This is a genomic window from Mesorhizobium sp. Ca11, assembly GCF_020165275.1.
GTDB lineage: Bacteria > Pseudomonadota > Alphaproteobacteria > Rhizobiales > Rhizobiaceae > Mesorhizobium.
Map to the genome: position 1 here is coordinate 74343 of NZ_JAIUHU010000019.1, position 26000 is coordinate 100342.

At 63.6% G+C, this 26000-nt stretch carries 20 protein-coding genes; 10 read left to right on the plus strand and 10 right to left on the minus strand.

Translation table 11 applies throughout. The annotated features are described in order from the left end of the window. Positions 1-108 precede the first annotated feature (108 nt). The 4 genes from LB538_RS26060 to LB538_RS26075 all read right to left on the minus strand — a co-directional run bounded on the left by LB538_RS26060 (position 109) and on the right by LB538_RS26075 (position 7515). Positions 109-5334 carry an N-6 DNA methylase gene (locus LB538_RS26060; protein ID WP_411909062.1) on the minus strand — a complete coding sequence of 1742 codons (5226 nt, stop codon included), beginning with the start codon at positions 5332-5334 and terminating at the stop codon, positions 109-111. 83 nt (positions 5335-5417) lie between these two features. Next, on the minus strand, positions 5418-5816 hold the full coding sequence (locus LB538_RS26065) for a DUF3085 domain-containing protein (protein ID WP_224532393.1): 399 nt from the start codon (positions 5814-5816) through the stop codon (positions 5418-5420). 11 nt (positions 5817-5827) lie between these two features. After that, on the minus strand, positions 5828-6427 hold the full coding sequence (locus LB538_RS26070; protein WP_224532394.1) for a DUF1419 domain-containing protein: 600 nt from the start codon (positions 6425-6427) through the stop codon (positions 5828-5830). Beyond that, positions 6424-7515 (minus strand): DUF3991 and toprim domain-containing protein, encoded by a 1092-nt coding sequence (locus LB538_RS26075; RefSeq protein WP_263482497.1) that lies wholly within the window; start codon positions 7513-7515, stop codon positions 6424-6426. The genes LB538_RS26070 and LB538_RS26075 overlap by 4 nt, the downstream gene beginning before the upstream one ends. Before the next feature lie 1112 nt (positions 7516-8627). On the opposite strand from LB538_RS26075, the gene LB538_RS26080 reads away from it, so the two are divergent. Beyond that, a complete protein-coding gene (locus tag LB538_RS26080) occupies positions 8628-8819 on the plus strand; it encodes a DUF6494 family protein (protein ID WP_140541140.1) in 192 nt (63 codons plus the stop codon). A 185-nt stretch (positions 8820-9004) separates the two neighbouring features. On the opposite strand, the gene LB538_RS26085 is transcribed toward LB538_RS26080, so the two are convergent. From LB538_RS26085 to LB538_RS26095, 3 genes are all read right to left on the minus strand, one after another. Further along, entirely contained in the window at positions 9005-9301 is a 297-nt protein-coding gene (locus LB538_RS26085; protein ID WP_224532395.1) for a DUF982 domain-containing protein, read from the minus strand. Between the two features lie 200 nt (positions 9302-9501). Further along, positions 9502-11670 (minus strand): amylo-alpha-1,6-glucosidase, encoded by a 2169-nt coding sequence (locus LB538_RS26090; RefSeq protein WP_224685881.1) that lies wholly within the window; start codon positions 11668-11670, stop codon positions 9502-9504. 210 nt (positions 11671-11880) lie between these two features. Continuing rightward, positions 11881-12975, minus strand: coding sequence for a glycosyltransferase family 4 protein (locus LB538_RS26095; RefSeq protein WP_224532397.1), 1095 nt, complete (start codon positions 12973-12975; stop codon positions 11881-11883). 427 nt (positions 12976-13402) lie between these two features. On the opposite strand from LB538_RS26095, the gene LB538_RS26100 reads away from it, so the two are divergent. After that, entirely contained in the window at positions 13403-13660 is a 258-nt protein-coding gene (locus tag LB538_RS26100; RefSeq protein WP_224532398.1) for a DUF6074 family protein, read from the plus strand. Positions 13661-13930: 270 nt separating this feature from the next. On the opposite strand, the gene LB538_RS26105 is transcribed toward LB538_RS26100, so the two are convergent. Next, a complete protein-coding gene (locus LB538_RS26105; protein WP_224532399.1) occupies positions 13931-14863 on the minus strand; it encodes a GNAT family N-acetyltransferase in 933 nt (310 codons plus the stop codon). Positions 14864-15057: 194 nt separating this feature from the next. Between LB538_RS26105 and argE the strand changes: the two genes are divergently transcribed. From argE to LB538_RS26135, 6 genes are all read left to right on the plus strand, one after another. Continuing rightward, entirely contained in the window at positions 15058-16182 is a 1125-nt protein-coding gene (gene argE, locus LB538_RS26110; RefSeq protein ID WP_224532400.1) for an acetylornithine deacetylase, read from the plus strand. Between the two features lie 13 nt (positions 16183-16195). After that, positions 16196-17119: a 2-hydroxyacid dehydrogenase gene (locus LB538_RS26115; RefSeq protein ID WP_224532401.1), complete on the plus strand. Its 924-nt coding sequence runs from the start codon at positions 16196-16198 to the stop codon at positions 17117-17119. A gap of 24 nt (positions 17120-17143) precedes the next feature. Further along, complete coding sequence (locus LB538_RS26120) at positions 17144-17497, plus strand: cupin domain-containing protein (protein ID WP_224532402.1); 354 nt, start codon at positions 17144-17146, stop codon at positions 17495-17497. A 150-nt stretch (positions 17498-17647) separates the two neighbouring features. Further along, positions 17648-19111, plus strand: coding sequence for an aldehyde dehydrogenase family protein (locus LB538_RS26125; RefSeq protein ID WP_224532403.1), 1464 nt, complete (start codon positions 17648-17650; stop codon positions 19109-19111). A gap of 10 nt (positions 19112-19121) precedes the next feature. Beyond that, positions 19122-20165, plus strand: a complete 1044-nt coding sequence (locus tag LB538_RS26130; RefSeq protein WP_224532404.1) for a tartrate dehydrogenase — start codon at positions 19122-19124, stop codon at positions 20163-20165. A 16-nt stretch (positions 20166-20181) separates the two neighbouring features. Then, the gene (locus tag LB538_RS26135; protein WP_224532405.1) at positions 20182-21639 is read left to right on the plus strand and encodes an NAD-dependent succinate-semialdehyde dehydrogenase; all 1458 of its coding nucleotides are present in this window, start codon (positions 20182-20184) and stop codon (positions 21637-21639) included. A 12-nt stretch (positions 21640-21651) separates the two neighbouring features. Here LB538_RS26135 and LB538_RS26140 read toward each other — a convergent pair whose 3' ends face one another. Together LB538_RS26140 and LB538_RS26145 are read right to left on the minus strand one after the other, a co-directional pair. Continuing rightward, positions 21652-22926, minus strand: coding sequence for an NAD(P)/FAD-dependent oxidoreductase (locus tag LB538_RS26140; RefSeq protein WP_224532406.1), 1275 nt, complete (start codon positions 22924-22926; stop codon positions 21652-21654). 16 nt (positions 22927-22942) lie between these two features. After that, a complete protein-coding gene (locus LB538_RS26145; RefSeq protein WP_224532407.1) occupies positions 22943-23611 on the minus strand; it encodes a haloacid dehalogenase type II in 669 nt (222 codons plus the stop codon). Between the two features lie 320 nt (positions 23612-23931). Here LB538_RS26145 and LB538_RS26150 point away from each other — a divergent pair, with 320 nt between their 5' ends. Together LB538_RS26150 and LB538_RS26155 are read left to right on the plus strand one after the other, a co-directional pair. After that, on the plus strand, positions 23932-24771 hold the full coding sequence (locus tag LB538_RS26150) for a GNAT family N-acetyltransferase (protein ID WP_224532408.1): 840 nt from the start codon (positions 23932-23934) through the stop codon (positions 24769-24771). Between the two features lie 14 nt (positions 24772-24785). After that, positions 24786-26000: aminotransferase class III-fold pyridoxal phosphate-dependent enzyme (locus LB538_RS26155; RefSeq protein ID WP_224551744.1), on the plus strand; the 1215-nt coding region annotated here is incomplete at its 3' end.

Genomic DNA, 26000 nt, shown 5'->3' on the forward strand with positions numbered 1-26000 from the left:
GGCGGGACGGGGCAATTGCGTTGGAGCATCCCTGCCCGGCTGGGCAAGCGGGGCTTCTTCAGCCCTGCGCAGGATGACGGGCCGGGATGGCGACGGCGCGATTGAGCGTCAGCGTCGGCGGACCGCCCGATCTGCGAGCAGTCCTCGTTGCTTTTTCGCTTCCCTACTTCGTTCGGGAAGGCCCCTCCACCGAGCCGGCGAGGGCCGCTCAGAACGTGGGGGCGGGTTACGCCGCCTGCACCTCAGCGGGGCGTACACCATCGATCTCCTGCGAGAGCGATCTTTCGATTTCGGAGAGCTGGCGGCGCTTGTCGGCCAGTTCGTCCGAGAAGGCGAAGGTACTGCCCGCGCGTGAGCGATAGCACGCGAGCCGCCGCTCGGCCTCCGCGAGCGGTGGCGTGCGCGCTCCTGCTCTTCCTCGAGATTGCCAAGCACATGTTCGAGCTTTACAATCGCGCGAAGCGGCGTGGTGGTCACAGGTAACTCGACTTCCGTCGTCGCGCCGGCGCGCAGCAACGTGGTGATGTAGCCATAGCTGTCCTGGCCAAAGCGCTCGCCGCAATATTGGAGTTCGAACCCACCGATCGCGGCGATGGTGCGGGTACCGGCATGCTGGAGCTGGATCAAGGTCAGGATCTCGGTCATCAGCGCGCGGCCGGCGAGCTTGCGCTCCACATATGTCGCGTTGCCCACGCTCATGCGGAACGCCTCGCCCGTCGTCGGAACCAGCCGCGCGAGGTCCTGGCCGATCTCGCCAATGCGACGTGTCGAGTGTTCGATGTCGCGCTCGGCGTCGCGGATCTGCCGGCGGATGGCGAACTGATCATCCTGATGCGCCGCCCTCAGGCGTTCGAGCCGGGCGATGTCGGCCTCGAGCCCGGCCTTCTGCATCAGGCGCGGGTCGCCCGAGGCAATCGCCTTGGCCATGGCGAACTGGTTGACCTGCCCTTCGCCGAGGTCGTCGAGGCGGCGCACCGAGGTGTCGCCCGAGAGTGCAGCGGCGATGAAGCGAGCCTTGCGCTCGTTGTTCTGCCACATCTGGGCGTCCATCGAGCCTTCGGTGGCATAGGCGAAGATGTCGACGATGTGGTGCTGGTTGCCCTGCCGCAAGATGCGTCCCTCGCGCTGCTCGATTTGCGAGGGGAGCCATGGCACGTCGAGATGATGCAGCGCCTTGAGCCGGAGCTGGGCATTGACGCCGGTGCCCATGGTGTCGGACGAGCCGATGAGAAAGCGGACTTTGCCCGCGCAGACGTCGCCGAACAGCCGCTGCTTGGCCTCCGACTTCTTGAAGTCCTGCATGAAGGCGATTTCGGCCGCCGGCACGCCCATGCGCACCAGCTCGTCGCGGATCCAACGATAGGCCGAGAAGCCCCGCGTCCGCTCAATATTGAGCGTGCCGAGATCGGAAAAGATCATCTGCGCGGCGCCAGTCAGTTCGAACGGCGTGCCGTCCGGCCGGACGTAGGCTGCGTCTGCGGTGTCGCGCCAGATGCGGTAAGCATTGGCGATGAGGTCGTTGAGCTTATTGCCCGGCTCATTGTCATTGTCCGGATCGACGAGGCGGAGGTCGATCGCGGCATGGCGGCCATCGGTGATGACCGAGAGCAGGATATCGTCGCCGGGCTCCGGTGGCGCTTCGCGCCCTTCGATCGCCTTGATCCGGGCGTCGAGGAGAGCCTGGTAGCGCTTGAACGCGACAGATGGTTTGCAGGTCCTGATCTGCCGCGTGCCGGTCGAGAGCGCCGGCACCTTGACGTAGTCGCGCAGATCCTCGGGCGTGATCACATCCGCAAAGGTGCGGAACATGGCGATCAGCTCAGGGACATTGACGAAGGTGGCGAAGCGGGTGACCGGTTTGTATTTGCCGTTGGGCTGCAGCTCGAGTTCGGTAGTGACGTCGCCGAAGGTCGAAGCCCAGGCATCGAACTCGTGGAGGCCACGCTCGGACAAAGCCGCGTGGCCGAGGTAGCGCTGCACCGAGAACATCTCGCCCAACGTATTGGTGATCGGTGTACCGGAGGCGAGGACGAGCGCCCTGCCCGGGTTCCTGGTCTCGACGAAGCGGGATTTCACATAGAGGTCCCAGGCGCGCTGCGAGCCGTTCGGATCGATCCCCTTCAAGCTCGACATGTTGGTCGCGAAGCTGAGCTTCCTGAACTCCTGCGCCTCGTCCACGATGATCTGGTCGACGCCGATCTCGGAGATGGTGAGCAGGTCGTCCTTGCGGGTTGCGAGGGCCTCCAGACGTTCCTTGAGGCCTTCCTTCAGCCGCTCGAGGCGCTTGCGCGACACGCGATCGCCGCTTTCGACCTTGGTGAGCAGGACCTCATAGAGCGCGAGCTCGTCCTGAATCATCTGCTGTTCGAACGAGGACGCAACGCCGATGAAGCGGAAGGCCGAATGAGTGATGATGATGGCGTCCCAATTCGCCATGGCCGCGCGGCTGAGGAAGCGACGCCGCTTGTCCTTGCTGAAATTGGTCTCGTCGGCGACGAGGATGCGGGCCATCGGATAGAGCGCCAGGAACTCGCGCGCGGCCTGCGCCAAGCAATGTCCTGGGACGATCATCATGGCCTTGGCGATGAGACCGAGCCGTTTCTGCTCCATGACGGCGGCCGCCATGGTCATGGTCTTGCCGGCGCCTACGGCGTGCGCGAGATATGTCGAACCGGCCGAGATGATGCGCCAAATGCCGCGCTTCTGGTGTCCATAAAGAGAAACCCCGCCTGAGGCGCCCGCAAGTTGCAGATGGTCCCCGTTGAACCTTCGCGGGGCGATGTTGTTGAACCGGTCATTATAGACCCGCGCCAGCCGGTCGGTGCGGTCGGGATCGGACCAGATCCAGTTTTGGAAGGCCGTTTTGATCTTGGTGAGTTTCTCCTTGGCCGCCTCGGTGTCGACGACATTGAGCACGCGCCGTTCGCTGCCGCCATCCTTGGTGGTGTCAAAGATCTGCGGCATGCGGCTGTTGAGCGCATCGGTGACGAGCTCACCGGCATGCCGGCGCTCGGTGCCCCATTCGGACGTGCCGGACGCCATGTAACCGAGCTGGCGGGCATCAACCGTCCAAGAACCGAGCTCGGGCATGTGGTGAATGCGGATCTCGGCGCCCATCGTTTCCTTGACGAAGGCGACGACATCGGCGGCCGGAATCCAGGGCGCGCCGAGACGCGCGGTGATGTCGGATGGGCCGAGATCGAAGGGCTGGACAGCTACGAGGGCGCTAACGTTGCGCTCGAAGGCGGGATCGAGAGCCGCGGCGGCTTCAGCGGCCTTGAGCTTGCCGCGGATCTGGCCGGAGAGATAGTCGTCGGCGGTCCGCCAGGCGCCGCTCTCCGGATCGCGGTAGATGGCGTCGCCCAAATCGGCGATAACCATTTCGGGATCGACATGCGACAGCTCGGCGATGTGATCGATATCGACTAGGCCGCGCTCGTTCAGCACGACCGCGAGAGCGTCTGCTGGCGAATTGATGATCGGGGCCGCGGGCGGTGCGATCACCCGCTCGGTGAAGATCGGACCAGGCCGGGCGGTGTCCGTCTCGAGGTCGTAGTCCTCGATCGAAGCCACGAGCCAGCAATCAGGATCATCGAGGAACGGGGCGAGGTTCGGGCGGCGATGCGTCTCGCGCACCTCGCCGGTCTCCGGGTCCTCGCTGGTCGACACGACGGTGGTGTTGATCGGACCGAAGGCACGGACGAAGTTTGACCAGGCGATGCGCAGCTTGACCTGCGCCGCCTTCCACGGCCGATCCAGCTCCTGCGCCTTGAGGACCTCGCGCACCGCGTCGCGGATCGGGATCAGCTTGCGGATGATGCGGGCGTGCTTGTCGAGCACCCCATCGCTCGACCGGCCCTTGCGAACGGTGAGGGTCACTGGCGCGCCGTCGACCATCTGCATCAGCGCCGTGTTTGAGGCGACGAAGAAGCTGCCCTCGCGGATAGAGGGACCTGCGGGGAGGTCTTCACCGAAGTGCCCGGTGTGCCCCCCGTTGAGATCGATCCTCTCGGGCTCGCCGTCATAGATGGCTTCCGGGAGAAGGGTGATCGCATCCGACAGGGCCTGTGCAAGATCGATGCCCGGACACGGGAGGCAGGTATACGTCTCGCCGAACCGTCCCGACGTCGTAGCATGCGTGCCAAGCACAAAATCCGGTCGCCGGGCGAGCCAGCGGTTGATGCGGATCGCAGCATTGTCGCCATCTGCGGGGCTGACCTCGTCGGTATCGTGCCACGAGGGATCGCCTTGGGCCTCGGCGTGCGGCCGCTTGCGGAAGAAGAGAAGGTCCACCACCACATCGGTGCCGGCGTCGGCCCGGAAGCTGCCCTCGGGAAGGCGGATGGCGGCGACCAGATCGGCGGTCTTGCCGATGTGCTCGCGCACCGAACGATCCGTCTTGTCCATGGTGCCCGAGCTGGTGACGAACGCCGCGAGACCGCCGGGCTTCAACAGGTCGATCGAGCGGGCGATGAAGTAATCATGCAGGCGCAGCCCCATCGACCGATAGAAGCGATCCGAGCGGACGATACGGTCCGAGAAGGGTGGGTTGCCGATGGCGAGATCGAAGTCAGCCGGCAAGTCGGTGCGGGCGAAGTCGGCATTTACAATGCGTGCTCGAGGCTGGAGTAGCCTGGCAATTCGCGCGGTCACCGGATCGAGCTCGACGCCGGTGACGTGCACTTCGTCGCGCAGCTCTGCCGGCGTCAGGGCCACAAACAATCCCGTGCCGATACCGGGCTCGAGCACCCTGCCCCCACGCCAGCCCAGACGCACCAGGCCTGCCCACATTGCGCGGACGATGAACTCTGGCGTGAAGTGCGCATACTGCGTGCAGCGCGCGAGCGAAGCGTAGTCGGTGCTCGACACCATCTCCTCGAGCTCGGCGCCCATTGCGTGCCAGCCGGCGCGGAAATCATCGTCTCCGGGACGGCGAAACAGCGCATTGGCGAGCTCGGACGCACCAAAGCCGGTGAAGCGGATCAGCCGCGCCTGTTCCTCGCGCGTCGCCGGCCGATCGGCGCTCTCGATTTCGGCGGCGAGCCGTATCGCATCGAGATTATCGCGGGCTCGCTGCTTCCAGCTCCGGGCAAGACCGCGATCGGTCTCGAGGAAGAAGTTGTTGCCATCCAGGCCGGCCTCGGCCGCGCGGCACAGCGAGTGGACGGTTTGGAAGGCCGGCTGCGACTCCGGCACGGCGGGCGTCGTAGTCTCTTCGGCTTCGGCCTTGTCGGCGCCGAAGTCGTTGCCGAAGGCGGTGATGCCGAAGCCGAGACTGGACGAGAGCGTGGTGGTGTTGAACAGATCGAGCGTGAATGGATCGTCGTTGGACATCTGGAGAAATCCTCGTCTTGAAGGCGCGCGCAAACCCCCGGCCGAGCGGGTCGGCCAGGCGATCGATGTCGCGGCTTGGGAAGTCAGCGGGTGATCAGCGAGAGCGCGATTTCAGTCTCGGTGAGTTCGACATTGAGGTGAGTAGCCCGCAGGTTGCGGTCGAACAGCGGAAGCAGACGCTCGGCCTCGATGAACTCGAGGCCGTCATCGGCGCCGAAGTGGCGGCGCTTGTAGTCCCACCAGTCAACGTCGCCCCTGGGGTGGCATTGCTCCGAATAGATGACGAGCGCGCGTGCCCCTTCGGCGAGCCTGCCGTTGGACATGATATAGACGCCCTCGTCGCCGACCAGCCACACGCCCGCCCTCTCGCCCTCGCCGGGGCGGGTGCCGTAGTAAGGATCGCGGAAGCCGTCATTGGCCGCGGCATCCTCGATGCCGCGCTCTATGGCCTTGCGCACCGCTGCGATCGGGAAGGTAAACATCGCCGCCTCCCTCACGCCGCTGCGCGGACGGGAAGGTGCCTGAGATGCACCGGCAGCTTGGCCGCGATCTCGTCGTCGGTCAGGTCATCGAGCAATTTCTGCTCGGGCCTCCCCAGGCCATAGACGAGGATGGTGCGTTTGCCGCGATGCTCGGCTCCGAGGCGCTCCCCGGCGTAGCTGCGGTACTCGTCATGGGTCGCGCTCCAGACATGCTCAAGGCGCTCCGCACGCGTCATCGCCTTCACTGGCCAGGATTCGCGTTCGACGATGGCGTCGCGCATCTCGACCGGCGAGCGGGGCCGCGCGAGGTCGCAATAGGCATGGAAGTAGCGCGTCTTGCCGTTGATGCGCAGTGTGTAGAAGACGCTGGTCAGGCTCTCGGTGAGGAACTCGCGCAGGGCGAACATCTCGCCGCGCATCCAGAGCGGCGGCAGCAGGTCGAGCATGTAATCGTGCTCGGCTCGCGCGATTTCGAACCACTTGCCGGCAAACAGGCCGCTGTCGTCATTCTCCCAGCGATCGGGCCGCTGGGCGTGGCGGTCGAAGAGGCGGAACATCTGCCGGCGATCGGTGACGCCGAAGTAGATCTTGCGGATGAAGGATTGGGTCATGGGAGGCTCCTGGCCTTGTGCGGAGCCGGAGCGCGGTTCATCCCCTGATCACCATCTTCTTCGGCTCTTCCGGACCCTCCCCCCGCGGCCGCCTCTCCGCCCGGGCGGGTCAAGGGCCGGCGCGAGCCGGGCGAAGCTTCACCCTTGAGGCGACCGGCGGGCATGCGGCAGCTTCCTCCTTCCTCCTCTCCTGCTTCCGCTTTCATTCTCAGATCGGCGTTCCAATCATCCGCTATAGGTCGAAGGCGATCACTGCCGCACCCAGCTTCCTCCCCCAGCCCGAGCAGGCGGTCGGCATAGATGTCGCCCTGCTTGTTGTTGTCGGTAGCCGCGACGAGCTCAATACCCGGCTTGGCGGCAAGCGCGCGGAGCGCCGCATCGGTTGCCGGCGACCAGCCGCCACCGGTGCTGAGATAGAGCGTGTCGGCGCTGAAACCCTCAAGCGCGGCAAGGCTCATGGCGTCGATCGCGGCTTCGGTCACGCAAAGGCGCAACGCATCGGGACTTCCGAGGCGGAACAGCACCTTGGCGCCGCCGGTGGCAAAGCCGCGCCAGTCCGGTCCGCGTTCTTCCCAGCCGGCAACGGTGCCGTTGGTGTCGACATGGGCAGCCCACATCGAGCCGTGCGGGCCTTCCCGCAGAACGCCGGCGCTGATTGCGGCACGGACGATGCGATCGGGAAGATGCCGGCCCTCGGTGAGATAGCGCCAGGTCGCCGATCCGCGCCATGGCCTGCGCCGTGCGTGCCAGCGCTCCGGTATCGACAGGACAGGCTCCCGCTGGCGGGACACCCGCTGCCAGACAGGCTCGGACGGCACGAACCCGACGAGGCTGGCGACGTCGTTCATGGCTTCGACGAACGGCACCTTCTCAAGATGTTCGACCAGGCGAAAGACATCGCCTTTGTCGTCGCCAAGCGGGTCGAACCAGCCCTTGCCGTCATGGATGACGATGATGATCGACGCCTCACGGCGATATTTCATCGCCTTGCGCGTGCTCTGCTTGACGTCGAGGGCGAATCCCGCACGCTCCAGCACTGCAGCGCAGGGTACCTTGTCCTTCAGCCCTTCAATTTCTGCTTTTTCCATTTTCGCCCGCGCACCTGTGCAGCGCCTCCCTTCTATTCGGTTCTCGCCCAAGCAATTGGGCAGGAACAGGAGGCCGCGAAGAGCAAGGCGGGCAAGGGCGCGGCATGCAAGGCCGTGATGGTGGCGGGTTGCGCCGCGGTGTAGCTTCCCTTGCCCGCTCTGGCGCGCAAGCGGCACGGTGCGCCGCCGTCGCTCTCGGCGACACTCTGCTTCGGCGACGTCTGCACGCACCGGGCCTGTGCTCCTCTCTTTCCCTCATCAATCCGTCGCTCAAAACTCCGCCCTTCTCGGCCTCTCCATCGGGAGAGCCCACTGCTCGCCCGACCAATGTGAAAAGGGCGTACAAAGTGGAGGCACCGAAATGTCCGTAAGCGCAAACAGGTCAGTTCGGTGCCGGAGCAGGTTCGTGGCCCTGAGACCGGTTCAACAGGGCGGCCGAAGGAGCATCAGCATAGCGCCGCCGTAAGGCGGGATGCGGGACCGACAGCCCCCGGCGAAGGGCGCCATATGAGACGACCAGTCCGGTTCTGCAACACTGGGCTCGATGTGATTGATACCAAATGCAATCACGCGAGAAGTGCCGCGGACTCGTGCGTCAATAACCCAATTTCTGGATGCTGAGGGCGCCGGCAGGGCGCCAGGTGTCCATGGCATGCTAGCGGGGGCTGACACTTCCGACTTCGCTGCAAGGGGTGAGTGGTTGAGGTTGGCGTATTTGGCTTGGATCCTGCCAGAACGACTGCTTTTTGTCGTTTATCGTCTCGCCAGCAGGACGCATCGCTTCCAGTGGCCGCACCCAAATCCGGGAGATCCACCCGATCGGGATCAGGAGTGAAGGCATGGTTATCGATGTGGAAAACAGAACCTGGTCATGGGCTCTCGCCCATTGGACAGACCCCAACGTCGCCGAGCCCCATTGTTGGTTCTAGAAAACCGTTCTGCCTTCGCAACTAGCGACAGCAGAGGCCAATCACGGTTCCATACCTTCCAATCACCGAGCCCGAGGCTCCTTCGGGCTCGGCATCCAGTCCTATGGGGACACGGCACCGTCCTGCTTCCTTGATGCTTTGCCTTCCCTTAAAATCCCTATCGGACAAGAGAGGAGTTCCGCCGTGAGCGAAGATGCCTTCAACATGTCGATCCGTAAGTTCCTGAAGGAAGTCGGCGTCACCTCCCAGCGCAAGATCGAGGAGACGGTGCGCGAAGGGCAAATCGGCGGCAAGAAGTTGAAGGTCCGCATGACTCTGACGGCGGAAGGCACTGGCCTCACCCACGTGGTGGACGGCGAGATCGAACTTCCATGAGAGCGGCGAAGTCGTCCGGCCGAACAGACAGCGTTTGCAGCGGCGCGGCCCCCATCAGTCAACCCCGGTTCTATGGGATAGGAAGAGGGGCGGCCGAGGTCCCATATACGCGCCCCTGACGCGGCGTTTCGCTCCGGCACGTATTCATCGCAAGCCGCGCCTGACGAGGAGTCCTTTCGCACGCCTCACAAGAGGTTGGCGTTGCTGATCTTTGGCCCAGTCATCCATGACGGCGCTGTGGGCACGTCCTCGATCACGCCAACCTTGCGGGCCCAAGTCGTAAAGGCCTTGTGTGCGGCCTCGACTGGTTTGCGACCGTCATAAGCCGAGTAGCACGCTTCGCAGGCCGCCGCGTGAAGCAGACCACGTCTCTCCACAGGCCATTCTTCCAAAAACTCAATGGCATCCATCACGCAGTCGATCTGTTGGATGTAGCCATTCTCCCCTACGAAAACCGGCTGCTTGAAAGCATCACCGTCCATAGTGACCTCCTTCAACAACTGACCCCTTTGGTCGTTTCCGCAGATGCACCGGTGATATTCGAACACCTGCACGCCCCGCTGGAGACCAAGAGAAAAGATTGGAAGGAGCTCTTTTCGGTTCAAGGGGAGTGTCCGAGAGACCTCACCAGCAGCACCTGAATGCCGGTGAGCATCGATGGCAGGCCCTACTGTGCCGGTTGCTAAGAGCGAACGACCAGGGGAACCAGGCCCTCGTGCCGTTCGCCTAGATAGCAGACGACGCGGTCGCCGACGCGCTGGAAATTGAGGTCGACCTTCGCCTCGCCCACGGTTAAGTGCCGGATAACGATGGTGTCGATGCCTATTGGCAACCGCGGGCGATCGACATTGATCTCGCGCTTCCAACCGTCGATGCGGATCCCCAGGCAGGCCTGCAGCATCATGAACGCGGAACCGGCCGACCATGCCTGCGGCAGACAAGCGACGGGATAGGCAATCGGCGCATCACCGATCGCCCGCGTAAAGCCGCAGAACAGCTCCGGAAGCCGCATATTGAACCGGACCGCCGCCTCGAACATGCTGCTCATAAGCTTCACGACGCTGGTGCGCTCCTGGTAACGGGCTAGCCCGGCGGCACAGATCGCCGTGTCATGCGGCCAGATCGAGCCGTTATGATAAGACATCGGATTGAACGGAATCTCGTCGTCGGCCAAGGTGCGAACGCCCCAACCGCTGTGCAGATGCCCCGACAGCAACTGCTCGGCGATTGATTTCGCCCGTTCTGCCGAGGGCAGCCCAACATAGAGCAGGTGACCCGCGTTGGAGGCGCGCACCGCGCATTGCCTGCCTTCTCCATCGATCGCCAAAGCGTAGAAATCGCGATCCGGCATCCAGAACCGAGCCTCCACTGCGCTGCGTATCTTTTCCGCCATAGCGCTCCAGTGCGCCGCCTTGGCGGCGTCTCCGCGCTTGGCTGCCAAGGCGGCCATGCCTTGATAGGCTGCGAAGACGTAGCCTTGCACCTCGACCAGCGCGATCGGACCTCGAGGTATTTTGCCGTCGGCATGGAAAATGGCGTCGGCGCTGTCCTTCCAGCCCTGGTTGAAGAGACCCGTGTCCGCTGCCCTGTTATAGGTCACGAAATCGTCGCTGTTGCGGGCGCCGACTTCCTCCATCCACCCGATTGCTGCGCACAGTGAATCCCACATGCGGTCGACGAACTCGTCATCGCCCGTGCGATCGGCATAGGACCAAGCCAGGTAGACATAGAGTGGAGTGGTGTCGACGCCGCCATAATAGCGGCCGAACGGCAGCTCGCGCAGCACAGCCATTTCCCCTTTGCGCGTTTCATGCATGATCTTGCCGGGCTCGGCATCGTCGAACACAGAGGTCTCCGTCGATTGATAGCGGGCAAGGAACGCCAGCACGCCGCGCGCAAGCCCGGGATTGAGCCACAGCATTTGCAAGGCGGAAATGACGCCGTCGCGGCCGAAGGCAGTCGAAAACCAGGGAATACCGGCGTACGGATATGGCCCGGTCTCCAGATCGGTGGTCAGCAGGGCAATGTCGGCACGTGTGCGCGTGAGCCAGTCATTGAACACGCGGCCGGAGCTGAAAACAGTGGCGCCTTGCCGACGCTTTGAGCGCATTGCAAATCGCGCTCGCGCCGCGGCGGCGCGGAACCGGTCACTGGACGGGATGTCTTCGTTCTGACCAACTTCCAGGTACAGCGCCTTTCTGCCATGCCTGCCTACTAGGATGAGAAACTCTGCATGATGGGGATGGATCTGGTCGGGCCTCATCGAAAACGCGATGACGGATTGGCGCGCCACATTGTCGAGGCCCTCGTAGCGAAATGTCACGCCTGACTCGCCGACCAAGGCGTCATGTGCACGACCGCGCCGGCTGCGCGTGGTGCCGCGCACCTCGAACATGTCACGGAAATCGGCATCGAAGTCGAACCGGACCGGCAGCAACACCTCACGCGCGGAGTAGTTCGCGAAAGTGACTCGCTCGTACATGCGGTCGTGCCAGATGAATCTGGTCCGCTCGATGTGCACGACCCCAGGCAACGTTTCACTACCGTCAGGCCCGATGGTGGCCAAATTCGTGAGATTGGCGGTGAATAGGATGTTGTCCTGCGACAGCGAGGCTCCGAGCAGCGACGGCATGCGGCCACCTATGAACAGCCGGAAACGCGACAGCACTCGCGTATCGTCGCGGAAAAGCCCGTCGCCGCTGCCGCGTATGTCGCCATAGCTGTCCGCGACGACGAAGCAGTCTTCATGCTTCAGCGCAAATTGCCTATGCGGCTCGCGCGGGGCCGATTCATCGAGTGCGGGGAGAGCGACCGCTGGATTAAGCTTGCGTTCTTCGACTTCGATGCTCATCTCAACCCTCCCGGTTCAGACGGCCGATGCTGGCGCCATCCCATATGCCTGCGCCCGACCATCTCCTATCAACAGTATCTCGCATCAATGCTGCGATGCCCATGATCTCGAAGAGCGTCATTGAAATCTTGGCGGATATTCGACGAAGCTTCCGCTGCTCGATCCCGATCGCATGCGGCGGAAGCCAGCGATTGTAACCGCCGACTCGTTTCAAGCAATGCTGGCTATCTCAGCTGCGTTATCGGCGAAATCGTTTCGCGAGCCGAGTTGAAATTGCCCGTCGCATGCCGGCAAGCGGTAGATCCCCAAATAGTCGCTGCACATGCGCCCGACCGTGAACCGCTTTTCAAAAGTTCTCCGCACTCGTGCGCGATCGAGACTGCCTATCCGCCGCACGGCTTCGACGGCTTCGTCAATGCTTTCCACTATCAGTCCGGACACGCCCTGATCGATGACCTCTGGAACGGCTCCACGGTTGAAGGCAACCACCGGGGTGCCGCAGGCCATCGCCTCGATCATCACGAGGCCGAACGGCTCCGGCCAATCGATCGGAAACAGCAGCGCTGTCGCGTTGCCCAAAAATTCCGCCTTCTCACACTCATCAATCTCGCCAATGAACTTGACATTCGAATGCCGAAGCACCTGAGGTTCGACCCTGTCGCTCCAAAATGACTGGTCAACTGCGTCGATTTTGGCCGCGATCTTCAGCGGCATTCCGGCGCGGTTGGCGATTTCTATCGCGGCTTCCGGTCCCTTTTCGGGTGAGATGCGGCCGAGGAACGCGAGGTATCCAGAGGCTTTCGGCCGGAATGGCAGGATATCGTTCGGCAGGCCGTGATAGACCGTTCCAAGCCAATTGACCGGCGGCATGGGCCGGCGCTGGTCATCTGAAATTGAGACCAGTGGAATATCGTTGAACGTTGCGTATAGCTGCGCCAGGTCCGGAAGGTCGAGCCGGCCATGAAGCGTGGTAACGGTTCGCTGCGCGAACTCTCTAATTATCGGAAAATGGAGAACATCGACGTGGAAATGCAGCACGTCGAATTGGTCCGCTCGCCTGCGGACCTCTTCAAGCATCATCACGTGGTAAGGAATGGGATTCTGTGATTTCTGATTCAGGCGTAGCGCAACGTCGCAACATGCCACCAGTTCGGCCGAAGTACGTGAATCGCCGCTGGCGAACAGCGTCACGTCATGGCCCCTTCGAACCAGCTCTTCCGTTAAATATGAAACGATGCGCTCGGTCCCGCCATAGAGCTTCGGTGGCACGGACTCAGTCAGGGGGGCGATCTGGGCAATCTTCATGCGCGGGGACCCTGTAACGAAAGCAGGCCTTCGACCAGCCGGCTCGGGAGCGGTTATTCCTTCTCCCGCATTGTCGCGAACTTTCGAACTGCTAATTTGTTCCCGGTATCAATCACTTCGCCGTGGCATCACACAAATTGGAAAAAGGGCACGCCACATGGCCATAAACTGCCGGACGGGCAAGCCCGTTAGCGAGCATAGCGGCAATCGAGGCGATGGTGATGCTGTGCGGATTCTGTTCGAAGCTCTAAGCGCCCTGCTTTCAGGCGCGTGATTGTTCCGGGCCAAATCCCAGGAGCCGCGCAACTTCCCGCGAACTCGAGAATGGCCCTACGGGAGATCTTTCGTCATCTTGCGACAAGGTCTTGGCGAAGGGCTTAAGCCCCGCTTCTTAAGCTTCTATTTCCTTTCGATAGATAGGTTCGGCATGGAACATTTGCGGGTCATCCGGTTCATGTCGGTGCATGCCTTCCCAATTGGTCGAGAGCTTCCCGCCATTCGAATCGTGGCGAACGCAATTGCTCGCCTTCCGAGTGACGAGGCGGCTACGCTCTGGCGGGAAACTGCTACCCATCTGCTTTCAGTCGCAACCGAACGCGGCCAGAACGCCAACGATGCGCGCGCTGAGGTCCGTCGCTTCTTCGAGGCTGTTCAGGCGGCCTTGCTCTGCAGCGCGCCCGCCTAGTCGCAGCCTCGCCGGGCCGGCGACCCGACAACAGGCCTGACTTACGAGATCGCACCGCACAGCTCGTCGAGCATCAGATTGCCGTTATCGGCCGTCCACTGGCGCACGAAGTCGGCGTGAGCGGCCAGCTTGCCGCCGCCAGTGATTGCCGGAGCGGGTCAAGCGAACCCCTCTCGGCGCGCAGCTTCATCAGATCGTTCACGAACTTCGGCGAAACCCGGAATGACGCGACGCCTCTCGGTTTCAAAGATGGGATGTATCGAGCACCAACTACCCCAGGGTTTGGCTTGCCAGAGCATAGGTCTTCGGCCCAGCCGAGCGGCCTTCGTAAAAATCGGCGAGGCGTTTGCCCAGCGACATGGTCAGCACCGTGTCGAAAACCGGCATTCCGGCGTGCGACAGGAAGGCAGCGAACTCGCCGTTGTGCATGTGAGTGTCAACCCTGAGGAAAGACCCAGAATGATCGGCTACATGCGGCCGGACGATCGCAACCGCATCAGCATCGCCTTCGGCCACGACCGGTCCTATGACATGGCCTCGCCCGAATGGCCGGCAGAGCGCGAAAGCGTTCAGCTTGTCATTCTTGAAAAGACCATAGCCGTTCGAGTGTGCGAAGAGCCTTTCGATGAGCGCTGTCCGCCTCACTCCAAACCCCGCCGCGTCGAGGGCGACCGCTGCCGGAATATCGCCTGCGTCCAAAGTCCGGACGTCGCTGCCCGCCTCCGTGGGGCTGCCTGCCGTTGGGACGCGGGCGATGCCCTGGCATTGATAGACGGTCTTCTCAGGCTGGAAGTCGAGCGAGAGATAGAGTCGCCGGGCGGCGCGGGTTGCATTGAGGCGAAGGTCGTGCCCGGGAAGGTTATCGAAAACCCGCTTCATCAGCCACTGCGCGGCCCCAAGCGTCTGAAGCCGTGGCGAGGTGATGACCATGCCGACGGTCGCGAAGCTGTCGCCATGCCCGAACCACATCGCGGAGCCCAGAACCCGGCCGATCTCATCGAGAGCCACCAAGCCTTGTCCCGTTTCGCGCAGGAAGTGCCAGTCTTCCGCACGATGCGGCCAGCCTACAGACAGCGAGAGCGCATGCAATCGGTCCAGTTCAACACCTTCGATGTCGGCGATGCGCACCGAGAAGGCATCGATTTTCAAGCTTTCGGACGGCTTCAATTCCTTGCCTCTGAAAGATTGCGTAACGGGTGACATACACCCCTGCCCTGTCCACGTTTAAACAACCAGACCAATACGATTTGCTCGAATGCCGCGCGCCAACGCAAGATTCGACTGAAACACTTCCGCTTTCGGCACGCAATCGCGAAAGAAAGCGCCCATCGTCTGCGGCAATTCTGCAGTTATAACCAGCGCCGGGTCCGGCGAACCGAACCGATTTGAGGGCAGGAATGGACGTCTGCGACATCCTCGACCGTCTCGTCGCCTTTCCCTCCGTCGCCGGCAGGCCAAACAATGACATCGTCAGTTGGATCGAGACCTATCTTAGAGAATACGGAGCAAATGTCAGGCTGGTTCCCGGACCAGAAGGCGACCGTTCCAATCTTTTCGCGACGATCGGTCCCGCCGATGTCCCGGGCTATGTCCTGTCCGGCCACATGGATGTCGTCCCCGCCGGCGAGCCGCAATGGAGTTCGGACCCGTTCGCCTTGCGCCGGGAGGGCGAGCGGCTCTACGGACGCGGCACCACCGATATGAAGGGGTTTCTTGCGGCAGCGCTCGCGGCTTTGCCAGTGCTGATGAGGTTGCGCCTCGCCCGGCCGATCCACCTCGCCTTCTCCTATGACGAGGAGGTCGGGTGTCGCGGCGTGCCGCATCTGATCGCCCGCCTTCCCGAACTTTGCGCGAAACCGCTTGGCGTCATCGTCGGCGAACCGAGCGGCATGCGCGCCGTGCGCGGCCACAAGGGCAAGGCGGCCGCCCGCGTGACCATAAGGGGGCGCTCAGGCCATTCCTCTCGCCCCGATCTAGGCCTCAATGCCATCCATGCGATGGCCGATGTCCTGAGCACAGCCGTGAGCGAAGCCGGAGGGCTGATGCACGGCCCGTTCGATGCGGCCTTTGAGCCGCCCTATTCTTCGTTGCAGGCCGGCGTGATCGCCGGCGGACAGTCGGTCAACATCATCCCCGACACCTGCACGCTGGACCTGGAGGCGCGCGCTATTCCCGGCGTCGACCCGACCAGCCTGCTCACGCCGGTCAGGGCCAGCGCTGAGACTCGGGCGATGGACGGTTTTCGCGTCGAGTGGACACCGCTCAGCGCCTATCCGGCGCTGTCGCTTCCGCAGGACGCGCCGCTGGCGGCGCTGTTGCAAGAGCTGACCGGCCAGACGCCGCTCGCCGCCGTCAGCTACGGCACAGAGGCCGGGCTCTACCAGGCCGCGGGGCTAGACGCGATCATCTGCGGCCCGGGTGATATCGGCCGCGCCCACAAGCCGGATGAATATATCCTCGAGAGCGAGCTCGCTGCCTGCCAGCAGATGATCGAGGCGCTGGGTGCACGATGCGCGGCGTGAAGGAGCAGCCGGAATGACCTTCCTGTTCAACTCCGATGCGCGGCGCGGCGCGGTATTTGCCGAGGCATTCGCGAGCGAATTACCCGAACTGCCCTTCGCGATGGACCCGGCGTCGGTCGATCCCGGCGCGGTTCGCTATCTGATCACCTGGACCGTTCCTCAGGACCTCGGCCGTTACCGCAACCTCGAAATCCTGTTTTCCCTCGGCGCCGGCGTTGATCAGTTCCGCTTCGATGCGGTCCCGGCGAAGGTCAACATCGTTCGCATGATCGAAGAAGGCATCGTGCGCATGATGCAAGAGTATGCGGCACTCGCCGTGCTTGCGCTTCACCGCAACCTGCCAATCTATCTGGCGCAGCAGCGAGCCGGAGAATGGCGCGACGTCCCTCAGCTTCAAGCAGGCTCGCGTCGGATCGGTGTGCTCGGTCTCGGACAGCTCGGCCAAGCCGTCCTCGACCGGCTGAAGCCCTTTGGCTTTCCACTTGCCGGCTGGAGTCGCTCGCAGCGGCTGATCCAGGACGTGACCTGTTATCATGGCGACCTCGGGCTTAAGCAGATGCTGGCGGCCAGCGATATACTGGTCTGCCTCCTGCCGCTGACCGACGAGACGCGAAATTTCCTCAATGCCGATCTCTTCGCGAAGTTGCCCGCGGGCGCGGCTCTCGTCCACACCGGGCGCGGACCGCAGCTCGACCATGAAGGGCTTGTCGCCACGCTGGACAGCGGTCATCTGTCGTCGGCGATGATCGACGTAACGGATCCCGAGCCGCTTCCCGCTGGCCATCCGTTCTGGTCGCATCCGAAGATCATCCTGACCCCGCATGTCGCCAGCGTCACCCAGCCCGCGACCGCCGCGCGCGCCGTGATCGACAACATAAGGCGCCATCGCGCCGGTCTTGATCCGATCGGGCTCGTCGACCGCTCGCGCGGCTATTGAAACGTCAACTGGAAGGATCATACCTTGTCTCTGCTCAAGACCGTCGATACCAACCCGGTTTTCCCGCCGCGCGAATCCAAGGCGCCGCCCGACCGCCTGATTGCCGGCGACCCAGCCTTCAAGACCTGGGCCCAGGATGTCGCCAAGGACGACCTTGTCCACACCGGCGTGTGGGAGGCGACACCGGGCGAGACGCGCTCGATCAAGGGCGACACCTTCGAGTTCTGCCACATCCTCGCCGGCGTGGTCGAGATCACGCCCGACGCCGGCGATACGGTGACCTATCGGGCCGGCGATAGCTTCGTGATGAAGCCGGGCTTCACCGGCATTTGGAGGACCATCGAGACCGTGCGCAAGATCTACGTCACGGTGGGCTAGGGAGCGTCCGCGCAGGCAGCGACCTCCGCGGAAGATTTTGCCGTCTCCTGTTCCAAGCGCGCAACATTCGTCGGCGGCGGATCACCGAACAGCGCATGCTGCGTGCCGGCACGGGCTAAGCTCAGGTCGATGCTGCCAAATGGTTTGCCCATGAGCCTGAGCTTCAATCCCGATACAATCGCCCTTCCCGTCGGCCACTTCATCGATGGGGAGCTGGTTTCGGCCGAGGGCGTGATGGAGATGCGCCGTCCGTCCGATGGCAAATCCTACGCCGCCTGCCCCGTGGCCGGTCTGGATTTGGTCGATCGGGCGGTGGAAAGCGCCAAAGCGGCGCTGAAAGCCAGCAACTGGGGCGGCGTCCGGCCGCGTGAGCGCACCAGGGCGCTCCACGCCTGGGCCGATCTGATGGAAGCGGAAGCCGAAACGCTCGCCAGGATCGAGGCGCTGTGCTCGACCCGACCCGTGGGCCAGCTCGTCGCCGGCGACATCGCCGTCACCGCCGAGCAGATCCGCTTCTTTGCCGAGTTCGCTGACAAGCAAGGTAGCGAGCTGGTGCCGACCGACGATGCCAGTCTCGGCATGATCATGAGCGAGCCCTATGGCGTGGTCGGTGCGATCACGCCGTGGAATTTTCCGATCTCGATGGCCGGATGGAAACTCGGCCCGGCGCTGGCCGCGGGCAATGCAGTCGTGCTGAAGCCGTCGGAAATGACGCCCTTCTCGGCTATCTACATGGCAGAGCTTGCGGTCAGGGCCGGCCTGCCGGCGGGGCTGATCAACGTGGTGCTCGGCGACGGCCCGACGACCGGCACGGCGCTCACCGGACATCCCGAGATCGCCAAGGTCAGCTTCACCGGTTCGACCCGCGCAGGCTCGGCCATCATGGAGAACGTCGCCCGCACTGGTGTCAAGCCGATGACGCTGGAGCTCGGCGGCAAGAGCCCGCAGATCGTCTTTGCCGATGCTGATCTCGACAAAGCGGCGACTGCAATCGCCGGGAGCGTCACTTTCAATGCCGGCCAAGCCTGCGTGGCCGGCACGCGCCTGATCGTCGAGAAGAGCGTGGCCGACCGGCTGACGGCCGCCATCCTGGACCGGATGAAGGCAGTGCGGCCCGGCGCAACCTGGGACCAGACGACGCAGTATTCGCCGATCATCTCGGAACGGCAGCGGGCGCGCGTCGACGGAATCGTGTGGTCCGCGATTGAGGCCGGCGGCGAATGCCTGATCGGGGGCGGGACAATGGAAGCTCCCGGCTATTTTTACGAACCGACGCTGATTGCCAATGTCAGTCAGGACAATCCGGCGATCGTGGAGGAGATCTTCGGCCCGGTCCTGACCGTCCAGACCTTCGACACCGAGGAAGAGGCGCTGTCGCTGTCCAGCCATCCAACCTACGGACTGGCTTCCGGCTTGTTCACTGCCGATCTATCTCGCACAATCCGTTGCGCGCGCAAGCTTGAAGCCGGAACCGTCTGGGTCAATCGCTATAGCCGCTCGCGCGACCACATCCTGCCCACCGGCGGCTACAAGCGCTCCGGCATCGGCAAGGACCTTGGCCGCGAGGCCTATCTCGCCAACCGCAGGACCAAGAGCGTCCTGATCACCCTGTGAAGAGACGCCGATGAAAACCTACTCTATTGCCCTGATCCCTGGTGACGGCATCGGCCCCGACGTCATCGCCGCTGCCTGGGCGGTGCTGGAAACGGTAGCCAAGCAGGGAGGCTTTTGCCTTGCAGGCACCGAGTTCCCCTGGTCCTGCCGCTTCTTCAAGGAAACTGGCCGCATGATGCCCAAGGACGGCATCGAGACCCTGCGCGGCTTCGATGCCATCCTTCTCGGCGCTGTCGGCTGGCCGGCCGAAGTGCCGGATTCCGTGTCGCTGCACGGCCTGCTGCTGCCGATCCGCAAGGCCTTCGTGCAATATGCCAATATCCGGCCGCACCGCCTGTTGCCGGGCGTCACGGGACCGCTGCGGGCGGAAAGTTTTGACATCCTTTGCATCCGCGAGAACACCGAAGGCGAATATTCCGGCGCCGGCGGACGCGTGCACCAGGGCACGCTGGACGAAGTCGCGGTGGAGACCTCGATCTTCACCCGCGCCGGCGTCGAGCGCATCCTGCGTTTAGGCTTCGAGCAGGCGCGGTCGCGGCAGGGCAAGCTCGCCTCCGTCACCAAGTCCAATGCGCAGAAATACTCGATGGTGTTCTGGGACGAGATCACCCGCAAGCTGGCCGCGGAGTATCCAGATGTCGCCGTCACCAGCTATCATGTCGACGCGCTCGCCGCGCGCATGATCATGGCGCCGGAAAGTCTCGACGTGATCGTCGCTTCCAATCTCTTCGGCGACATCCTGACCGATATCGGCGCGGCGATCCAGGGCGGGCTCGGCTACGCGGCCTCCGCCAACATCAACCCCGACCGCTCGGCGCCGTCGATGTTCGAGCCAGTGCACGGCTCCGCGCCCGACATCGCCCACCTCGGCATCGCCAATCCGATCGCCACCATCTGGTCCGGCGCGATGATGCTCGATCATCTTGGCGAGAAGGATGGGGCCTTCCGCATCATGAAAGCGGTCGAAGCGACGACTGCGCGCGGCATCGGAACCACCGCCGGCAAAGACAAGACAGACGCCATTACGGCCGCTGTCGTCGCGGCGCTCAACTGAATACAGGGTCGTATTGATGAAAAACCTGAATGACAAAAGTCTCTTCCGCGAGGCCGGCCTCATCGGCGGGAGATGGGTCGCGGCAGGTTCCGGCAGGACGGTCGATGTGATTAATCCTGCAACACAGCTATCGGTCGGCACAGTGCCCGACATGGCTGGTCCGGAGACCCGCACGGCCATACAGGCCGCGGCTTCCGCCTATCAGGATTGGAAAAAGAAGACCCATGCCGAACGTGCCGCCCTGCTGGAGGCCTGGCATGGCCTGATGCTCACGCATCTGGACGATCTCGCGCTGATCCTGACGACCGAACAGGGCAAGCCGCTGGACGAGGCCAAAGGCGAGATCCGCTACGGCGCCTCCTTCGTCAAATGGTTCGCCGAGGAGGCGCGCCGCATCAACGGCCACACCATTCCCGCGCCCTCATCCGACCGCCGCATCATCGTTCTGAAGGAACCCGTCGGCGTCTGCGGCATCATCACGCCGTGGAATTTTCCCAACGCGATGATCACCCGCAAGGTCGCGCCGGCGTTGGCCGCCGGCTGCACCGTGGTCATCAAGCCGTCCGAGTTCACGCCCTATTCGGCACTGGCGCTCGGCGTGCTCGCCGAACGTGCGGGCATTCCGGCCGGCGTCATCAACATCGTCACCGGCATGCCGGCCGAGATCGGCAACGAGATCATGGCGAACGAGACCGTGCGCAAGATTTCCTTCACCGGTTCAACCAGGGTCGGCTCACTGCTGATGCGCGGCGCGGCCGACAGCGTGAAAAGGCTCAGCCTCGAGCTCGGCGGCAACGCGCCCTTCATCGTCTTCGACGACGCAGATCTCGATTTGGCAGTCGAAGGCGCGCTCGCCTCGAAGTTTCGCAACGGCGGCCAGACCTGCGTGTGCGCCAACCGCATCCTCGTCCAGACCTCGGTCTATGACGCCTTCGCCGCCAAGCTCAGCGCCCGCGTGAACGCCATGATAGTTGGGCCGGGCACGCAGCCCGGGGTCGTCATCGGGCCAATGATCAACATGACCGCGGTCGAGAAGATCAACCGGCATGTCGAGGACGCGCTCGCCAAGGGTGCTGCGATCGCAACCGAGAAGCCGGCGTTACCGCAGGGCCCGCAATATGTTGCGCCGCTGGTGCTGACCGGCGCAACGGCGCAGATGCAGCTCGCCGGCGAGGAAACCTTTGGTCCGGTAGCGCCGCTCTTCCGTTTCGAGACCGAAGAGGAGGCGATCGCGCTCGCCAACGGCACGCCATACGGACTGGCCTCCTACTTCTACACCGAGAACCTGAAGCGCGCCTGGCGCGTCGGCGAGGCGCTGGAATTCGGCATGGTGGGGCTCAACACCGGCTCCGTCTCGATGGAGGTCGCTCCCTTCGGCGGCGTCAAGCAGTCCGGCCTCGGGCGCGAGGGCGCCCAGGCCGGCATCGAGGAATATCTTGAGATGAAGAGCTTCCATATGGGCGGGCTGGGCTAACCCCAGCCCCGATCACTGGATCCGGTCGAGCGCCTGGTAGTAGAGGCCGACCATCGGCAGGAACCAGGGCTTGCCGGAATAGCCGGGGATGGACGGCCATTGGAGGCCCTTCAGCGGATTGCGATCCTCGCGGCCGAGCATGGCGTCCGCGATGATCATGCCGAGCTGCGTGGAAAGCTGCGCGCCGTGGCCGGAATAGCCCATCGCGTACCAAACCCCGTCATGGTAGCCGGCCCGCGGGAAGCGGTCCTTGGTCATGTCGACCAGCCCGCCCCAGCAATAGTCGATCTCGACCTTCGCGAGCTGCGGGAAGATCGCAGCGAGACTTGCCCGCAATATCTGGCCGCTGCTGGCATCGGAGCGCTGGTCCGATGTTGCCGAGAAGCGGGCACGGCCGCCAAAGATCAGGCGCTTGTCCGGCGAAAGTCGGAAGTAGTTGCCGATGTTCATCGAGGTCACGCAGGTCCGGTTGCCCGGCATGGTCGCGGCGATCTCGGCGTCGCTCAGCGGCCGCGTGGCGATGATGAAGCTGCCGACGGAGATAAGCCTGCGGCGGAAATAGCCGAAATTCGATGTCGTGTAGGCGCCCGTGGCCAGCAGCGCATTGTCGGCGCTGATGCGTCCGCGGGAGGTGGTCAGCTGATGCCGCGTACCGGACTGCCTGTGATCCGTCACCGCAGCATTCTCGTGGATAACGGCGCCATGGCGAACCGCGGCTGTCGCCAGCCCAGCCACATAGCGGCCCATATGCATCATGGCGCTTTTCTTCGACAGCATTGCGCCATGGAAGGGCGAGCCGATCTCGGATTTGAGTTCGGCCGGCGACAGCAGCGCCGTATCCGGATCCACTTCGGCATGGACGGCTTCGAAGTTGCGGGCGATCGCTTCGAAATGCTTCGGCTTGGAGGCGAGCTTCAGCTTACCGGCGCGACGGAAGTTGCAATCGATGCCTTCCTCGGCGATCAGCACCGCGATGGTGTCGACGGAATCGTCCAGCGCGCGGTAGAGCGCGATCGCGCGTTCCTTGCCAAGCTCCGCCTTGGCCGAAAGATAGCTGTGCGCGAGGCCGTTGTTCAGATGCCCGCCATTGCGCCCGGAGGCGCCCCTCCCAACCCGCTCCGCTTCCAGCACCACGACCTTGGCGCCGGCCTTCGCCAATTGGCGCGCGGCGGCGAGACCCGTGAAGCCGCCCCCGACGATCGCCGCATCATAATGCCCCTCGACCGGGCCTTCCGCCCCCCCGGAAAAGACGGGGGCAGTATCGTGCCAGTAGGAGACGAACTTCATCGGTAACCCGCCTGTTTCAGAGCCCGACCACACCCGGCAGCCCGGAAATATCGGATATCTCCACGTAGCCGTAATAGGGATTGGCCGGCTCGTGGCCGCGGTTGACCCAAACCTTGTTCTTGATGCCGAGATCATGGGCCGACATCAGGTCGTAGCGGAAGGAAGACGAACAGTGAAGGATGTCTTCCGGACCGCAGCCAAGCCTGTCGAGCATGTATTCGAAGGCCTTGAAGCGAGGCTTGTAAGCCTGTGCCTGCTCGGCCGTGTAGACGGCATGGAACGGTGCGCCGAGCTTTTCGACGTTGGACATGATCTGCGCGTTCATGGCGTTGGAGAGGATGACCAGCGGAATTTCCTTGGCGACCTTGGCAAGGCCGGCCGGAACGTCGGCGTGCGGCCCCCAGGTCGGCACGCGCTCATACACCATTTTGGCGTCATCGGGGCTGAAGCCGACGCCATTGCGTTTGCAGGCGCGTTCCAGCGCATTGTGGATGACCTCGGCATAGGGCTTCCAGTCGCCCAGGATCTCATCCAGCCGGTACGCCGCGAAGTTCTTGATGAACTCCTGCATTCGCGGCTCGTCAAGCCGGCTGCCATAAAGATCGCGTGCCGCCTCCGCCATCTGGAAAAAAGTCAACGTGCCGTAGCAGTCGAAGGTGATGTATTTGGGCCTGCAGGAAGCCATGTCCGTCGATCTCCGGTGGAAACGCACCCCGCTTTGGGATTTCGTCATCATATGCGGGCGGGCGGCCGGTCACTTGACCGAAATCGGCCCCGCGAAAGCAGAAAGTTGCGTATCCGCCGGCCGGTTTGGCACGCTGTAGCATCTTGCGGTCGGTCGAGAGGGTCGTCCGCGGCTTCCCGAGTTTCCGCCCGCGGCCCGCGCCAGCACAAGATGCGGCGCACCCCCTGCGCAAAGGCGAATGATACTGCCGAAGTCGAAACCTTCAGACGATCTGCGGGGCACCGATGGCCGAGACTTGGGGCCAGATGGAAAGGTGCCTCATGCAGCAAGGCGAGATCGAACTCCAGGACTTTGGGCCAGATCATATCGAGGGTGCAGTCGCGCTTTCTCGCCAGGAGAACTGGCCGCATCGCCCGCAGGACTGGCAGATGGCGCTGCAGCTCTCGAGCGGTGCGGTCGCGCTCGACGACCAGGGCCGGGTCACCGGGACCATCCTGGTAACGCCTTATGGCGGCGATTGCGCCATGATCAACATGGTGATCGTCGACAGGAAGGCGCGGGGCAAAGGACTCGGGCGCCGGCTCATGGAACAGGCCTTTTCCCTTGCCGGCGACCGTCCACTGCGACTTGTCGCGACAACCAACGGCATGCCCCTTTATGAGAAGCTGGGCTTTATGCCCTCGGGCACGATTCTTCAGCACCAAGGCCAGGTGGCAGCGCTTGAGGCTCCCGAGGGTGTGGAAGCCGCGAGCACCCACGATCTGCTGGAAATCAAGGCCCTGGACCGTGACGCCTACGGCGCCGACCGTGAAGCTTTGATCGATGCGCTGGCCGAGCGGGGTGAATTCGCAGTCATCCGCCGCAAAGGCATCATCGCGGCCTATGCCGCAATCCGCCCATTCGGACGCGGCGAGGTGATCGGCCCCGTCATTGCGGACAACGCCGCGGACGCCAAAGTGCTGATTAGCTTCTTCGCCGCGTCGCGCCCCGGCGCCTTCCTGCGCGTGGATACCGACAGCCGCACCGGCCTCGCGGGATGGCTGGCCGAAATCGGCCTCGCTCATGTCGGCGGAGGCGTTGCCATGGACCGCCCCGCCAGGAATGGGCCGGAACAGGCCAGGCCAAGAGTTTACGCCCTCGCCAACCAGGCGCTCGGATAGTCCGGAGGACAAAAATGCTCGCCAATTCCCTGCTAGAACTCGACCGCGCCCATCTCATCCATCCGGTCACCTCCTATCGCGGGCACGAGGCGCTCGGCGTGCGGGTGCTGAAATCGGCGAAGGGCGCTACAGTGACCGACGCGTCCGGCCGGCAGCTTCTCGACGGTTTCGCCGGCCTGTGGTGCGTGAATGCCGGCTATGGTCACGACAGCATCGTCGAGGCGGCGGCCCGGCAGATGCGCGAGCTGCCCTACGCCACTGCCTATTTCGATCTCGGCTCGGAGCCCGCCATCCGGCTCGCCTCGGAATTGGCCGAACGCGCGCCCGGCGACCTCAACCACGTCTATTTCACGCTCGGGGGATCGGACGCGGTCGACAGCACAATCCGGTTCGTCCGCTATTACTGGAATGCCAGAGGCGAGCCTCAACGCGACCAGTTCATTTCCATTGAGCAGGGTTATCACGGATCGTCGGTGGTCGGCGCAGGCCTGACCGCCCTGCCCGCCTTTCATGCCGGTTTCGGCATTCCGTTCGAATGGCAGCACAAGATCCCCTCGCCCTATCCCTATCGCAATCCGGTAGGCGAGGATGGTAGCGCGATCATCGCCGCATCGCTTGCGGCGCTGAAGGGCAGGATCGAGGAGATCGGGCCGGAGCGGGTCGCCGCCTTCTATGCCGAGCCGATCCAGGGCTCGGGCGGCGTCATCGTCCCGCCGAAGGGTTGGATCAAGGCCATGCGCGAGCTCTGTCGTGAGCACGGCATCCTGTTCATCGCCGACGAGGTGATCACTGGTTTCGGCCGCACCGGCCCCCTGTTTGCGTGCACGGAGGAGGATATCGTCCCCGACTTCATGACGACCGCGAAGGGCCTGACCTCGGGCTATGTCCCAATGGGCGCCGTGTTCATGGCTGATCATGTCTACAACGTCATCGCCGATGGCGCGGGTGCTTCTGCGGTCGGCCACGGCTACACCTATTCCGCCCATCCGGTCAGCGCCGCCGTCGCGCTCGAGGTGTTGAAGCTCTATGAGGAAGGCCTTCTGGAGAACGGCGCCAGGGCCGGCGCCCGTCTGATGGCGGGGCTATCAGGGTTGAGCGACCATCCATTGGTCGGCGACGTGCGCGGTCGCGGCATGCTTGCCGCGATCGAGTTGGTGGTCGACAAAAAGAAGAAAACGCCGCTTCCAGCCTCGGCCATGCCGGCGCGGCGCGTCTTCGATCGGGCGTGG